The organism is Streptomyces sp. NPDC044064, from assembly GCF_056434245.1.
Map to the genome: position 1 here is coordinate 32,909 of NZ_JBWKFN010000046.1, position 13,096 is coordinate 46,004.

Annotated in this window: 15 protein-coding genes; 5 read left to right on the forward strand and 10 right to left on the reverse strand. The window is 67.4% G+C overall.

The features are described 5' to 3' along the window. Positions 1 to 17: 17 nt before the first annotated feature. Both AC07DS_RS43070 and AC07DS_RS43075 read right to left on the reverse strand, forming a co-directional pair. Complete coding sequence (locus AC07DS_RS43070) at positions 18 to 560, reverse strand: NADPH-dependent FMN reductase (protein WP_479154190.1); 543 nt, start codon at positions 558 to 560, stop codon at positions 18 to 20. Positions 561 to 919: 359 nt separating this feature from the next. Next, complete coding sequence (locus tag AC07DS_RS43075) at positions 920 to 1,336, reverse strand: hypothetical protein (protein WP_479154191.1); 417 nt, start codon at positions 1,334 to 1,336, stop codon at positions 920 to 922. Positions 1,337 to 1,485: 149 nt separating this feature from the next. Here AC07DS_RS43075 and AC07DS_RS43080 point away from each other — a divergent pair, with 149 nt between their 5' ends. Further along, on the forward strand, positions 1,486 to 2,286 hold the full coding sequence (locus AC07DS_RS43080; RefSeq protein WP_479154192.1) for a DUF5707 domain-containing protein: 801 nt from the start codon (positions 1,486 to 1,488) through the stop codon (positions 2,284 to 2,286). Positions 2,287 to 2,694: 408 nt separating this feature from the next. On the opposite strand, the gene dacB is transcribed toward AC07DS_RS43080, so the two are convergent. The 4 genes from dacB to AC07DS_RS43100 all read right to left on the reverse strand — a co-directional run bounded on the left by dacB (position 2,695) and on the right by AC07DS_RS43100 (position 6,522). After that, positions 2,695 to 4,062 (reverse strand): D-alanyl-D-alanine carboxypeptidase/D-alanyl-D-alanine endopeptidase, encoded by a 1,368-nt coding sequence (gene dacB / locus AC07DS_RS43085; protein WP_479154193.1) that lies wholly within the window; start codon positions 4,060 to 4,062, stop codon positions 2,695 to 2,697. A gap of 172 nt (positions 4,063 to 4,234) precedes the next feature. After that, positions 4,235 to 4,948, reverse strand: a complete 714-nt coding sequence (locus tag AC07DS_RS43090) for a hypothetical protein (RefSeq protein ID WP_479154194.1) — start codon at positions 4,946 to 4,948, stop codon at positions 4,235 to 4,237. Continuing rightward, positions 4,941 to 5,447, reverse strand: coding sequence for a SigE family RNA polymerase sigma factor (locus tag AC07DS_RS43095; protein WP_479154195.1), 507 nt, complete (start codon positions 5,445 to 5,447; stop codon positions 4,941 to 4,943). The genes AC07DS_RS43090 and AC07DS_RS43095 overlap by 8 nt, the downstream gene beginning before the upstream one ends. Before the next feature lie 61 nt (positions 5,448 to 5,508). Then, positions 5,509 to 6,522 (reverse strand): L,D-transpeptidase, encoded by a 1,014-nt coding sequence (locus AC07DS_RS43100; RefSeq protein WP_479154196.1) that lies wholly within the window; start codon positions 6,520 to 6,522, stop codon positions 5,509 to 5,511. Between the two features lie 305 nt (positions 6,523 to 6,827). Here AC07DS_RS43100 and AC07DS_RS43105 point away from each other — a divergent pair, with 305 nt between their 5' ends. From AC07DS_RS43105 to AC07DS_RS43115, 3 genes are all read left to right on the forward strand, one after another. Further along, positions 6,828 to 7,367, forward strand: a complete 540-nt coding sequence (locus AC07DS_RS43105) for a hypothetical protein (protein ID WP_479154197.1) — start codon at positions 6,828 to 6,830, stop codon at positions 7,365 to 7,367. A gap of 205 nt (positions 7,368 to 7,572) precedes the next feature. Beyond that, a complete protein-coding gene (locus tag AC07DS_RS43110; RefSeq protein WP_479154198.1) occupies positions 7,573 to 8,370 on the forward strand; it encodes a bestrophin-like domain in 798 nt (265 codons plus the stop codon). A 333-nt stretch (positions 8,371 to 8,703) separates the two neighbouring features. Next, positions 8,704 to 9,171 (forward strand): hypothetical protein, encoded by a 468-nt coding sequence (locus AC07DS_RS43115; protein ID WP_479154199.1) that lies wholly within the window; start codon positions 8,704 to 8,706, stop codon positions 9,169 to 9,171. Between the two features lie 334 nt (positions 9,172 to 9,505). Here the strand turns inward: AC07DS_RS43115 and AC07DS_RS43120 are convergent, their stop codons facing one another. The 4 genes from AC07DS_RS43120 to AC07DS_RS43135 all read right to left on the reverse strand — a co-directional run bounded on the left by AC07DS_RS43120 (position 9,506) and on the right by AC07DS_RS43135 (position 11,776). Continuing rightward, positions 9,506 to 9,778: a hypothetical protein gene (locus AC07DS_RS43120; protein WP_479154200.1), complete on the reverse strand. Its 273-nt coding sequence runs from the start codon at positions 9,776 to 9,778 to the stop codon at positions 9,506 to 9,508. A gap of 191 nt (positions 9,779 to 9,969) precedes the next feature. After that, on the reverse strand, positions 9,970 to 10,419 hold the full coding sequence (locus tag AC07DS_RS43125) for a hypothetical protein (protein WP_479154201.1): 450 nt from the start codon (positions 10,417 to 10,419) through the stop codon (positions 9,970 to 9,972). Next, the gene (locus AC07DS_RS43130) at positions 10,416 to 11,405 is read right to left on the reverse strand and encodes a metallophosphoesterase family protein (RefSeq protein ID WP_479154202.1); all 990 of its coding nucleotides are present in this window, start codon (positions 11,403 to 11,405) and stop codon (positions 10,416 to 10,418) included. Before AC07DS_RS43130 ends, AC07DS_RS43125 begins: the two co-directional genes overlap by 4 nt. Next, on the reverse strand, positions 11,405 to 11,776 hold the full coding sequence (locus tag AC07DS_RS43135) for a cupredoxin domain-containing protein (protein ID WP_479154203.1): 372 nt from the start codon (positions 11,774 to 11,776) through the stop codon (positions 11,405 to 11,407). The genes AC07DS_RS43130 and AC07DS_RS43135 overlap by 1 nt, the downstream gene beginning before the upstream one ends. A gap of 696 nt (positions 11,777 to 12,472) precedes the next feature. On the opposite strand from AC07DS_RS43135, the gene AC07DS_RS43140 reads away from it, so the two are divergent. After that, positions 12,473 to 13,075, forward strand: coding sequence for a sigma-70 family RNA polymerase sigma factor (locus AC07DS_RS43140; protein WP_479154204.1), 603 nt, complete (start codon positions 12,473 to 12,475; stop codon positions 13,073 to 13,075). Positions 13,076 to 13,096: the final 21 nt, after the last annotated feature.

Consider the following 13,096-nt stretch of genomic DNA (forward strand, 5'->3'; position numbering starts at 1 on the left):
ACCGACTTCGCAGTGGTCTACTCGCTGGACGTCGTCAACAGGCGGAGCACCTCGATCAGTTGCCGACGGACCTCCGGGTCGGTGATGTGCCCGTCCTCGCCAACCATCGCCCGGTCCACCGGGATCTTCACGCAGGCCGACTCCACGATGCCTGCGCCGGTGTAGCCCAGCACCGTCCTCAGCGTGGCCTCCGCTCCCTGACCGCGCCCCGGGGCGGCCGCGTTGACCCAGGCGACCGGCTTGTCACTGATCTCCGTGCCGCCGACCGTCCAGTCCAGCAGGTTCTTGAAAGAGCCCGGCAGTGTGCCCGCGTACTCAGGGGTGCAGACCAGAATCCCAGCTGCCCGGTCGATCGCAGCCCGAAGCCCGGCCACGGCCGTCGGCAGCGGGTCGGCATCATCATCGGGGTTGAAGTGCGGAAGGGCCGCCAGCCCCTCGTACCGGACGGTACGTACGCCTGCGGACAGCGCCACCTCGTCCGCGGTACGCAATACGGCCTCGTTGGTGGAGGCGGTCCTCAGACTTCCCGACAGCAAGAGAATCACCGGCAGCGTCGACATCCGCTCAACCTACGTGCTCGGCACCGCAGTCGGCCAACAGGATTGCCGCGACGAGCACTGATGCCGGTCAGGTGGTCAGAAGCAGGAAGCTCTCCCCGCGAGCGGGCGAGCGTGGGCGCAGCCGACTCAGGTCGAGACTCCAGGCCGGCTGCCACGTGATCTCCTCCAGTTCGGCCTGTGCCAGGAGGCGCTGTCAGTCTCTCCCACGCGGCCGCCGCTGATGCTCCGCTGACGTACTGGCAGAAGCCGGCCAGACGGGCAATTGAACGCGGCGACCAGGCGGTCGAGGTCTCCGGACCTCGTCGACGGCCGCCTTGCCGGCGCCAGGCTCATCACGACCAATGAGCGATGCTTCAGATTCAGTGGACGCCGTAGTATCTGTCGTAGAAGGCGGAGTGTTCCTCGACTGAGAAGCCCTCGAATTCACCGAGCGCCTCGCCCTCGATCAGTCGGCGTAGCGCTGCCGCCGCAGAAGGCGCAGGGTGAGCCGCGAGGTAGGCCTTCGTCGCATCGAGTCCGTGTCCGAGCAGGAGCTGGACGTCGATCGAGCAGGCTGCATCGAAGCCGGCTTCCTTCGCACTCCAGACGAGGAGCGCGTCGTCGATCCGGCCGCTGTTGAACAGTTGGACGCAGCAAAGCTTCATGAGCTCCGTGTCGCCTTCGCCCTGGACTCGTCGTTCACGCTCCGTGCACTCCCCGAGCAGTGTCCGGATCTCGCCGAGGTCTACGCCTGCGGGGCGGAGCCCATAGCGGCGCAGGCTCTCCTGATCGTCCATCGGTGGTCCCCCTTGATCGTCCGACGCGGCCCGTACCCTATCGGCCCCGCATCTCGTCGTGGCTCGAAAGAATCTGTACGATGCGTGCGCTCATGGGCTCTTGTCGGGAGACGTCCCGCAGGGCCCTTCTTCTCACGTGGGGGATGCATATGCGCATACGCGCTTCGGTCGCCGCTCTGTCCGGCGCCCTGGTTCTCGCTTCGGCTCTGGTGTTTCCCGCCGCCGCGCAGGCGCACGCGGGACCGATGGACAGTGACGACACGACGATCACGAAGGTCGTCGTCAACGGCGGCAAGGACATCGTCCTCGGTACGTCCGCCAAGCAATCGTTCACCGCCACGGTGGATGCGGCCGACCCGGACGGCGTCACCGGCGGCTGGGTCGCCCTGTGGCACGGCACCTCCTTCGACGACCAGGGCAGGGACGGCGCTCTGTTTCCCGCCGAGGAGGGATCGGGCTCCTGCGTGGCGACCAGTGGCCAGACCGCGACGTGCACGGTCCACTTCACCGTGGACCCGAAGGCCGACATGACCAAGAACGCCTTTGCCGGCACCTGGCACGCGTACGCCATCGCGTACGGCCGCCCGAGCGGTTCCGTCAGCGACGGATACGCCGGCTCCGTGCACATCAAGCGCAACACCACGCTGACCGCGAACGCCTCGCCCGAGCCGGTGGTCCATGGCCGGACCATCACGGTCAAGGGCAAGCTCACCCGCGCCAACTGGGAGACCCATGCCTATGCGGGGCTGAGCAACGTGTCGGTGAAGCTCCAGTACCGCAAGTCGGGCACCCGCACGTACACGACCCTCAAGACCGTCACCAGCGGCTCCGGCGGAGCGGTGACGGCCACCACGACCGCGACGAGCGACGGGTACTACCGCTTCTCCTACGCGGGTACCACCGCCACCGACGCCGCGACGTCGGCCAGCGACTTCGTCGACGTCCAGTAGGAACCCGGGTCCCGCTTCCGCGGCCAGGGACACGGGAGCGGGGAACCCCGCCGTCGCGATCAGTCTCGGCCGCCACTGGCAGCTCGTCGTCGTCGGCAGCGATCACGAGGTCGGCGTATCCGGGCTTTTGGGCTGTCGCGATGTCCGTGCCGGCGTACCAGCGTCCACACCCGCTGCACCGTGTCCCCCACATGGAAGAGTCGGCCGATCAGCAGCTTGCCCCGGTTCGGCGTCCACCGCTGATCGTCCTCGAAAGCGTGGGCCAGCGGCCCCCGCTTCAACTCCGATGGATCCGGCCGCCGGCAGGCGGCGGCCCGCCACCAGCCTTCGGTTTTCAGCCGCTGGGGGGCGACGCGGCCGTGCGGCAGAGGGGATGTCAGAGCCCCACCAGTGCCGAGGCTGAATCCCTTACGCGTAGCAGCCGTTGACGGTCGCCGCGAGGCCGTCCATGGCGTCCTTGATGGCGTTCGGGTCGGCCGTGGCGCCGTTTTCGACGAAGGAGAACACCTTCCACTTGCCGTCCTTGCCGTGAGTCAGACCGCTCAGCGAGATGGCGCCGGTGAGGGTGCCGGTCTTAGCGTGTACCTTGCCCACCGCGCACTTGGAGTTGGCGTCGTCGAAACGGCCGTACTCCGGGCCGAGCGTGCCGCCGACCTCCCCGGAGACGGGCAGGCCGTCGAGGACGGCGCCGAGGGTGTGCGCGTAGCGGGGTTGCGTCAGCAGTTCGAGGATCTGCGCGAGCGTGGCGGCCGGGATGCGGTCGGCCCGGGACAGGCCACTGCCGTCGTGGAGCTCGAGGTTGTCGAGCGAAACGCCGTACTCCCGGCTCAGCACCCGGCGTACGACCGCAGTGCCGCCTTCGAAGGTGGCAGCGCGCCCCGCGCCCAGGGCCGTCATCCGCAGCAGGGTCTCGGCGATGTTGTTGTCGCTGTGCTTGAGCATCGTGCGGACCATGTTCGACAGCGGCGCCGACTTGTGCTGGGCCACCGGAACGTCCGTCGGGCGTGCGGTGGCACGGGTGACGTCTCCGGTGACCGTGACGCCATGCGCGGCGAGTTGCCCGGCGAAGACCTGTCCTGCGTCGATGGAGGTGTCGTGGACGCCGTGCCCGTCCACCACCAGCGCGCGGACCGGGGCGACGGTGTCAGGGTAGTAGCCGCCGTTCCAGCCCTTGGCCAGAGCCGGCTCCGGGAACAGGCTGTCGTCGACGGTGACCTTCACGGTGGTCCGGCCCGCGGCCTTGAGTCCAGCAGTCGCGGTCTTCGCCAACTCTGCGAGATCGGCGGTGGTCAGAGTGCGGTCGCCGCCGCCGACGAGGGTCAGGGTGCCGTGGCCGTAGACGACCTTCGTGGTGAACCGATGCTGCGGGCCGAGCACGGTCAGGGCGGCGGTCGAAGTGGCGAGCTTGGCGTTGGACGCCGGCATCAGCGCGGTGGAGGCGTTGTGGCCCCAGATGGTGGTAGCCGTGTCCGCGTTGAGGACCACGCCGCTCACGTTCGAGCCCAGTCGCTGATCGAGTACCCGGGTCTTCAGGTTCTGGGCCATCTGCCTGTCGGCCGTGTCCAGGTCGTGGGTCTTGGCCGTCGTACCGACACCCTTTTGGGCGGCGAAGGCGGACGGACCCGCCAGGGCGGCGGACGCCACGGGCACGGCCATGGCGAGGACGAGGGCCCGGCGCCCACCGGTTCCGGCCCCATACTGTCTGGGCTTGCGGTGCCGGCGCCGACCACCCGGAAGGAAGGTGTTCTCGGGGGTCGTGGCAGTCGTTTCAGTCATCGGGGTTCGAGGCTTTCAGGAGTGGGGGCCTTGGAGAAGGCAAAGCAGGGTTCGCTGCATCAGCCGTCATACATGTGCCAGCCGGAAATCAACTTGGCGGCCTGTAGCGGTAGTTGACTTCAGCACAGGGCCAGTACGGTGGGTGTGCTCGTGCCGCGCTGCCGGTTCGGCATCATTGGTCGCCGGTGACCGGCTGGCGCTCGTAGCACACGGAGTCCGGGTCCGCGCTCGCGGCCTGTCGGCCCTTGATCTCCACACGTGCGCCGGTCTTGATGGCGTCGTACACCCACTTCCCGTCCCGGGGTGAGAGGGCGACGGCGCCGGGGCCGGCGTTGTGACCGATGCTGTTGAGACCGGCGGCGGGGTCGAGCGCCCACATCAGCAGCCGCTCGTGGTGACGGCGGTCGGTGAAGGTGACCGCCCACTGCAGGCGGGGCACATACTTGGTGAACCTGTCGGGGCGCAGTGTGATGGAGGGGTGCTTGGCGGTGACCGTGACCGCCCGTTCGCCGATCGGGCAGTTTTCCTGCAACCCGCTGATGCGGAACCTCCTTCCTTCGATGGTCAATGTGTAGGCCTCCAGGTCGATCGTCACCCGCTGTACGGGCGCCTGGGACGGAACGGGTGACGGGGTGTGGGACACGGATGCCGCAGGGGGTGCGGCCGCCTTGGTGACGGAACCGAGGGCACCGGAGGCGAGGCCGGTGAGGGCCGCCGCTGCCAGCGCGGTGGAGGAGAGCACAACGCGCTGGCCGCGGCGACGGCGTTGCGCCCGGTTCCTCGCCTGTGCGCCTGTGGCCGGCGCCGCGCCCTGCGCGGCCAGGCCACGGAGCCGGGCCGACAGCTCCGTCTCGGTCAGGGGCTGCGGTGGTGGCTGGTCAGACACAGGCTTCCTCCGTGGAGTGGTTTTCCTCGCTCACCAGGAGAGCGGCGAGTGCCGTACGGCCGCGTGACAGACGTGCCTTGATGGTGCCGACGGCCGCACCGGTCTGGGCCGCTATCTGCTCCACGCTCAGATCGCACAGGTGATGCAGCACGATCGCGGTCCGCTGGGCATCCGGCAGGTGCCGCAGTGCGGCGACCAACGCCACATGGTCCGGGTTCGGTTCGGGCACCGGCCGCGGGACGGACTCGCCCCGCACCAGCTCCCACCAGCGGCGCGCCCGCCGCCAGCGGCTCAATGCCATACGGTGTGCCACCGTGCGGATCCAGGCCTCGGGATCGCGCTCGCCGTTCAGGACGGACGAACGCCGCTCCCAGGCGCGCGCGAACGCCTCCTGGACCACGTCCTGGGCTTCGGAGTAGTCGCCCGTCAGGGCGTACAGCTGACCCACCAGACGCGGGCAGGCAGCCGTGTAGAAGAGGTCGAACTCGTCCTCGGTCACCTTGTCGTGCTCTCTACTTACGGCGCGGGGCGCGTGTGGCGCAGGGCCGGTGCGATGGGGGTCATGCGGTCGTGGTGGCGCCGGCCTCGCTGTGTGCGAGCCACTGCTTCCAGGTCAGGTTCCAGTCGCCATAGCCGTTGCCGGCGGCGACGCGGTCCTTGTCCGCCCCGGTGACTGTGACGACGTCGCCGGTCCGTACCTGGTCGTAGAAGTGCCGGGCGGTGCCGTTGGAGGCGAGGCCGACACAGCCGTGGGTGACGTTGCGGTGTCCGGCCTCGGTGTTCGCCCGCGGGTTCTGGTGCACGTACGTTCCTGATGTCGTCAGGTGCACGGCCCAGTAGTAGTAGTCGTGGTAGGTGTCGCCGAGGCCCACGGTGCGGGAGTCCATGTACACCTTGGGCTGTTTGTCCATGACGACCATCGTCCCGTTCCAGGTGTCCGTCCCCGGCGCCCCGGTGGTGACCGGGATGCGCTGTGCCGTACCACCGGCGCGGACGGTCATCATGTGCGTCTTCGCATCGACCGTGGCGACCAACGACCGGCCGATGGTGAAGTGCCGGGCGCCGTGCGAGCCGAGACGGAGGGTGATCCGGGTGCCGGACTGCCAGTAGGTGGTGCCGGGTCGGAAGTCGACGCGCTGCCCGTCCAGGAGGTTGTGGTCCTTCACCCAGCTCCACGCGCCCATCGTGCCGGACGAGGTCTGTACGCGGAGCCAGCTCTCCACACCCTTGCGGTCGGCGGCTGGGACCGCCTGGGCGAAGGTGACGGATATCGGCATGCCCACTCCGACAGTCTGGCCGTCGCGTATGTTCACCCGCGCCTGCGCAAGCGCGGCGGGCTCCGGCATGGACGGAACCGAGGGTGCACCGGACGCCTTGCCCGCGCCGTCATCGTGCCCGCCTGCGGCCTTGTCGGCCGCCGCGGTGGAGGCCCGGGCATCCGGCGTGTCAGCGGCCACCCTGATGCCGGAACCCGCGTCCGTCGAACAGCCGGCAGCCGTGAACAGGGCCGCGCAGGCCACGACAACAGCGCCGAAACGGCCGGCGGTCCGACCGGCCGAACGGTTCAAGTACATGTAATCCCCCGAGTGAGGTGCGGTATCGCCTCCTATACGCATGGGCTCGGAGGCAGGTTGCATCGCAGGACAGAGTTTTTGCCGGGCAGCTGGACGCGGGAGATGCACTACGTGCTCGCGCACTGCCTGTCCCCTCTGCGGGAGCGGTGACCGCCCACCGCTCGCTCAGGGACACGCCGCCGGTGGGACTCCTCTCGACGCCGCTCCTCGCGATCACCCGTACACCGCACGGTGAGAGCGTGCTTTTTTGAACCTGTCGGTGTGTGCGCACGGGCGATACCCCATCGTGGGGTGAAGCTGAAGACATGAGCATCAGTAGCGAGCGTCCGGTGACGGCTGAACAGGTCCATGCCGCGTTGGTCGCTCTCGGGGCTGAGCCGATGGCTGACCCGGAAGTGCGACCCGAGGGTCCGCAGGAAGAGGACCGTCTGCATCTACTGGGGAGCCTGCTGGCGAAGACAGAGCTGGAAATCACCGCCGCGACGCGTTTGACCGAGGATGAGGAGATCGAGGACGTCCTCTCCACGATGCTCGGCTGGTCCGAACAGGTAGGAGCTGACCCCGGCCTTGCGGTCAACGTCCTGACGAACAGGCTGCACCGTACTGCGATGCAGGTCGCGCCCGACGCGGAGGAGCTGCCACCTGGGCGGGAGGCTTCCTTCGCCGCCGCCATGGCGGCGGTGTATGCACTCAGCGCCCAGCTGCACACGGAGCGAGGTGATGTCGAGGGAACCCGACGGGCTCTGGGTGGGGCGGAGGAAGCCCTCATCGACATCCTGCAGGGCATGCATGGCCTACGCGTCGCCATTGGAGACGTGGCTGGATTGGAGGACGAAGAGGATTGACCTGATCACGCCTCCAACGTTCGGCCATCGGTTGCCCTACGGCCAGAACGTGTCGGCTCAGATGGAGTTGCCCTTCATCACTCCAACTACACTGCCCACAAGCCGGGTTGGAATGGCTCAATGTCTCAGAACTGAGAGTTGACGGGATATGGAAACGTCAATTGGGAATCAGCAATGAGCGGTCGTACATGATAAGGTCGCCCGCGTGGGACTTTGGCTACTCAACAACCTGAACACGGCCAGCCTCGCGATCCTCATCGTTGGAGGCGTTGTTGTTTTGTCACTCGTCGCCTGCTTGGTGACGCGTCACGTTTTCCCTGCCTTGATCAATGGCGTGTCCAACGATGTATCCCGCACGGTACTTGAACTGTTCGGAGCCATCTACGGAATCGTTCTCGCTTTCGTCATCGTGACCTTGTGGACCGAGCTTGAGCAAGTTCAAGTAGTGGTGACCTCGGAGGCTACAGATCTCGCCGTTATCTCCCGCAACGCGCATTCGTTTCCTGACGAGGTGCAGAAGAAACTGGACCAAGCGATCGGGGGATACGTCCACGCTGTCGTAGAAGATGCATGGCCGCTGATGCGCGAGGGGAAAAATAGCCTCAGCGCGACCTCGGGCAAGCTTGAGGCATTGTATGGAGCTCTCCAGGGTTACAATCCTAAAAGCGCTTCCGAACAGGCCTTCTACAGCCAGTCGGTGGAGCGATTGAACGACATCACCGCACAGCGCAGAACCCGCATCCTGGCCGCAACGCAACGATTGCCCGCTCTCCTCCAGGTCCTCACCTACGGGGGAGCGCTGGTCGTGATACTGGTCACCTTGCTTTACGGAGTGGAGAACCTCAAGGTTCAGCTAATTTTCGTAGGATCGATCGCGTTGCTGGTAGGCCTGAGCCTCACCCTCGTCCTCGTCCTCGACCATCCCTTCGCCGGCGAAGTGAGTGTGAGTCCGCGCCCGTTCATGGAAGGTCAGCTGAGGAAATACTGGGGCATTGGTACTTGAGGCGGGGCGCTGCGCTGCTCCGCCTGACCGAACCACCCCCTCGTCACCGGGTTCGGACAGACCTCACTCCGCCGTCCGGCAGCACCCGGATGGACACAAGATCGTGAGATCGGCCATTATCCCGGCGTGCACACACCAAGACGGTACGCCGAGGTCCTCGCCGCAGCCTTTCTGACGGCAGTGCTGGCAGGCTGCTCGACGCCGCTCTCCCGGCCTGCGTCGGCAGCCACGGGCTCAGCAACATCCCATCCGTCTGCCGCCGCGACCCCCTCCTCGGCCTGGGGCGCACCAGCGTCCGGGGCGGGAGCACAGCTCACGGCCACCATCCTTCCGGTGCCGGCAGGCGCGCATGCCTGGACCAACCGTGACGGCGCGCTGGACTTGGACGGCTTCGCCCACGGACTCTTCGCCGCGGACTCCGTCTCGCGGGAGAAGGCCGTGCTGGTACGCCGGCACTTCGTCGCGGCCGCGCGACAGGGCTGGATCAGTACCGATGGCAGCCAGGCCGACATTTTCCTCGTTCGGTTCGCCTCATCCACCGGCGCCGAGAGCATGTACAAGTCCATGGCACACTCCTGGCAGACCAGCAGCACGCCGCACAAACAGACCTTCGCGGACCCCGCGGACCATGCCACCGGCTCCGTCATCAGCACCCTCGACAACCTCGGCAACGCCGGTGTCAAGCTGATCAGCGTCCGCAACAACCTGTTCGTCTACATCCACTACTTCACCGCCGCGACGCCCGACCGCAGTGGGGCACAGAACCTCCTCCGCCGCCAACTCGACGCCCTCGGCAAGTAGGAGCGACCCGTCGCCCCGCCGCCGGCCATACGGGCGAAAGGAAGCTTCCGGACCCGGCAAATGGATAGCCCGAGGGCGGATCGGTTGTCCTCGGCGAGCGCCGCCGCCACGGCATCGGCGACGGCGGGCGTACGAACCCGCGAGCCGGCCAGGGCTGCCGCGGCCGCGCCCCACACGGCGACATCCGCTGCCTCGGCCGGCGACAGCAGTGCACGGGCACCTCACGGCGCGGGCCGGGACGGCCGGCGCAGCGAAAGCCGACCGCCTCATGGTCTGGATGGTCGTGCTCGGTTGAGGTGTCGAGCACCTTCGCGAATGTCTCACCGTCCGCCGGTCAGCTCGGTCGGCGGTGGAGCAGGGTGGCCCGCAGCTCGTTCTCGGTAATCTCCTCAGCGGGGCGGTGGAGCGTCCAGCGGCGGGCCTCGCCGTCCATGGGCAGCACCTTGACGACGGTTTCCAGCGGTGGGTGGACGACATCGCCACAGATGAGTTGGCGGATGATGACGGCGGTGTCGTCGTCCAGGCCGAGCAAGGCGCGTACGGCATCCTTCAGTTCGCGGAGGCGCGGGCTCGGCCAAGCAATTCCTGGGCGCGGTTCGAGGTACATGGGGGTGCTCCTTGGTTCCGGATTGAGGGCGGGTGCATCCACACCGCTGTCCGCCTGCGGCTTGCGCAACGTGGTGGAGAGTGGTCGGTGGTCAGGCCGAACGTGGAGGCTTCGGCAAGCAGCAGGGCCTGCAGGTCCTGAGCCGACGCGAAATCGCGGCAACCCGTGAGCACCCGCCTGGCAGTGGTCGTTCAGTTGGGTGGTGTGCGGGTGGTGGCCCAGTCGGGTGTCCTGACGGGCGGTCGGGCAACTCGGGGTTGCCTGGCCACGGTCACCTGCCAGATGGCGAGGAGCAGCAGCGTGCCGGTTTCGGCGAGGAGGCTCAGGACCGCTTGTGGCTCGGGCTGCAGACCGTGCTCGGTGAATCCGAACACGCCTACGGTCCGCGAAGCGGTGAATCCGCCCAGGGCGCCGAGCGCGACACCTGCCGCGGCGGTCCGCAGCAGCGGGGACGGCATCCCGACCAGCAGCAGGACAGCGAGAGCGAAGGAAACGCCGGCCTGGAGCAGGAACAAGGGGCCGACGGCGTGGATGAAGCGATACCCGTCGACGTAGAGCTGGGCGTGGATGGATCCGCCGACGGCGAGGGTTGCGGCGGTCGCCGACCGCAGGGTGGGGGCGAGGAGTCTTCGGGCATTCATGCCAGCCTCTGATCTTTGATGGCCAGTTCGCGGTCGCCTTGGCGGTAGCCGACGCTGCGGATGCCGAGTGCGTCTTTGAGCTGCCGGGCAGGGACGACCTGCGGGGTGGGGGCGGCTGCACGGCCCGGTTTGGGCAGGGGGTAGGCGGTGGTGGTGGCGGAGTGGAAGGTGATGTTGCCCTCGGTCTTGGTGAAAAGCTGGTGGACGTGCCCGTTGAGACAGGTGACGGAGGAAAAGCGGCGCAGAAGGGCGATGACCTTGAGGGCGTCGTCGGTGCTCCAGCCCCACTGCGGGTACATGGCGAACAGCGGGATGTGGCTGAAGACCACGATGGGGGTGTCCGACGGCAGTCCGGAAAGATCGTTGCGAACGAAGTCGATCTGTTCATTGCCGAGGTGCCCGAGCTTCTCCAGGCTGAGGGTGTTGACCAGGGCGATGAAATGCACCCCGTGGGTGTCGAAGCTGTACCAGCCATCGCCGAGCGTGCCCATGCCGAAGGTCCGCCGGTAGGCGCGGCCGGCATCGCCGATGGAGTCGTGCTCGCCCGGCACGGTGAAGATGCGGTCCGTCTTCAATCCGGCCATCAGCTGCTTGACTTGGTCGAACTGCCCGGCCGTGGACAGGTGGGTCAGGTCGCCGCTGTGCATGACGAAGTCCGGCCTGAACCCGAGCGAGTTGACCTGGCTGATCGCTTCGGTGAATGAGCCGACCACGTCCAGGTTCGCCGGGCCCTGGAATCCGATATGGCTGTCGGAGATCTGCACGAACCGCAGCGAGCCGCTTCCAGCTGCAACGGGCCTGGCGTTGGCGTCCGGGGAGTCCGCGATATGGCTGATCACCTCTCCACCGGCCACGGTCAGCACAACCGCGCCGCCGAACCACCCTGCATGTCGCAGGAGTTGACGCCTGTTCATGCCGTGTTCGGTATCGGGCTGACCGGCGTCTTCGGCCGATGCCCCTTCGTGACTGTCGTAGTAGTTGCTCATCAGGTCACCTCCACGGTGCCGGTCATGAACGGATGGATGGTGCAGAGGTAGGCGTAGGTGCCGGGCTTGGTGAACATGTACGTGTAGGTGGCGTGGGTGCCCAGTGCGGCCGAATGCAACGGGCCGCCCGATCCGGCGCTGGTGACGGTGTGGGCGTCGGTGTCCTGATTGGTCCAGGTCACTGTCGTGCCCGCTTTGACCTTCAGCGTGGCCGCGGAGAATCCGAAGTTCTTGATCGCCACGGCGTTTCCGGTCACCGGTGCGTCCGACCGGCCCGTACTCGCGGGCCTCATCGGCATGCTCATGCTCGGTGTCGGCGAGGCGGCGGAAGCGGTGCCCGCCGTGTTCCCCAGCCCCGTGGCTCCGGTCATGCCTGCCATCTGGTGCTGCCCCGGACCGGGTGTGATGGCGCCGGTCCCGGTGGACGAGGAATGCGACGACTGGCCGCATGAACTGAGCAGCCCCAGCGCGGCGACAGTGGCAACGGTGCCGACGGCCAGCCCGGCCGCGGTCCGTGATCGACGGCTTGGCGTGCGAAAGTTCAGGTACATGATGTCCGCTCCTCACTGATCAGGCGGAGACAGGGACTGCTCCGGCTGGGCGCACGCACCTGCAGGTATGTGCGTGGATGCCGTGTTCATGGGCGTGTGCCTCTCATGGACCCAGCGATCGAGCACCGGCCGGGGCTCCGCCGAGGCGCCGACTTCTGTGCACGGGGGCGGGGTGAGCATGGCCGGCGCCAGGAGCCCGTGCGTCGCGTGGTGTTTTTCGGTCACCGCTGATCCATCCTTTGTCGTATCGGGAATCGCTGAGGAATTTCGTGTAAGTCAGCTCTTGTCCGGCTCCACGGACGGCGGGGTTCCCGCGGTTCGGTAGATATGCACTTTTTGCGAAACCTCTTGTTATCGCGGCGGATCAGCCGACCTCCCCTGCGGGCCGCGCGCGCTTGGTCCTGCTGGCGCCGCAAAGCCCGGCAGGTACGTATCGCCCGTGATGCCCGCAGAGCGCGACCGATGCCATACCGTGAGTTACAGGACAAAGCGGAACATGTGCGCGATGATCGTCTTATGCCCTGGAGTTCCCGAAAACGTGGTCCAAGGACCGATCCGGATCGCTCCGCGCACCGTGTCTCTGGTAAAGGGACCCTTTCGACCGCAGACGAGGAACTGCTGCGCACTCTGTACGCGGAGCACGCAGGACCCCTGTTCCACTACGTGCTGCGCCTGACCTCAGGAGACCGGCAATGGGCGGAGGATGTGGTGCAGGAGACGATGCTGCGAGCGTGGCAGCATCCCGCGGCGTTCGACCCCGCACGCGGCCCGGCCCGGGCATGGCTGTGCACGGTCGCCCGGCGCCTGGTCATCGATGCCCACCGGGCCCGGCAGGCCAGGCCGCCCGAGACCGGCGGCGAGGCGCTGGAACGAGCCGCCGAGCAGAAGCCCGGCGAGGACGAGATCGAGCGGGCGCTGGAGAGCTGGGCGGTTGCCGACGCGGTGCGCTCGCTTTCCCCGGATCACCGCGCCGTCCTGCTGGAGACCTACTACCGGGGCCGGACCATGGTGGAGGCCGCGCAGGTGCTGGGCATCCCGCTGGGCACCGTGAAGTCGCGCACGTACTACGCTCTGCACGCCCTTCGGCTGGCGCTGCAGGAACGGGGGATCGAGCCGTGACCGTGGCGGGCAGGAGGTGGC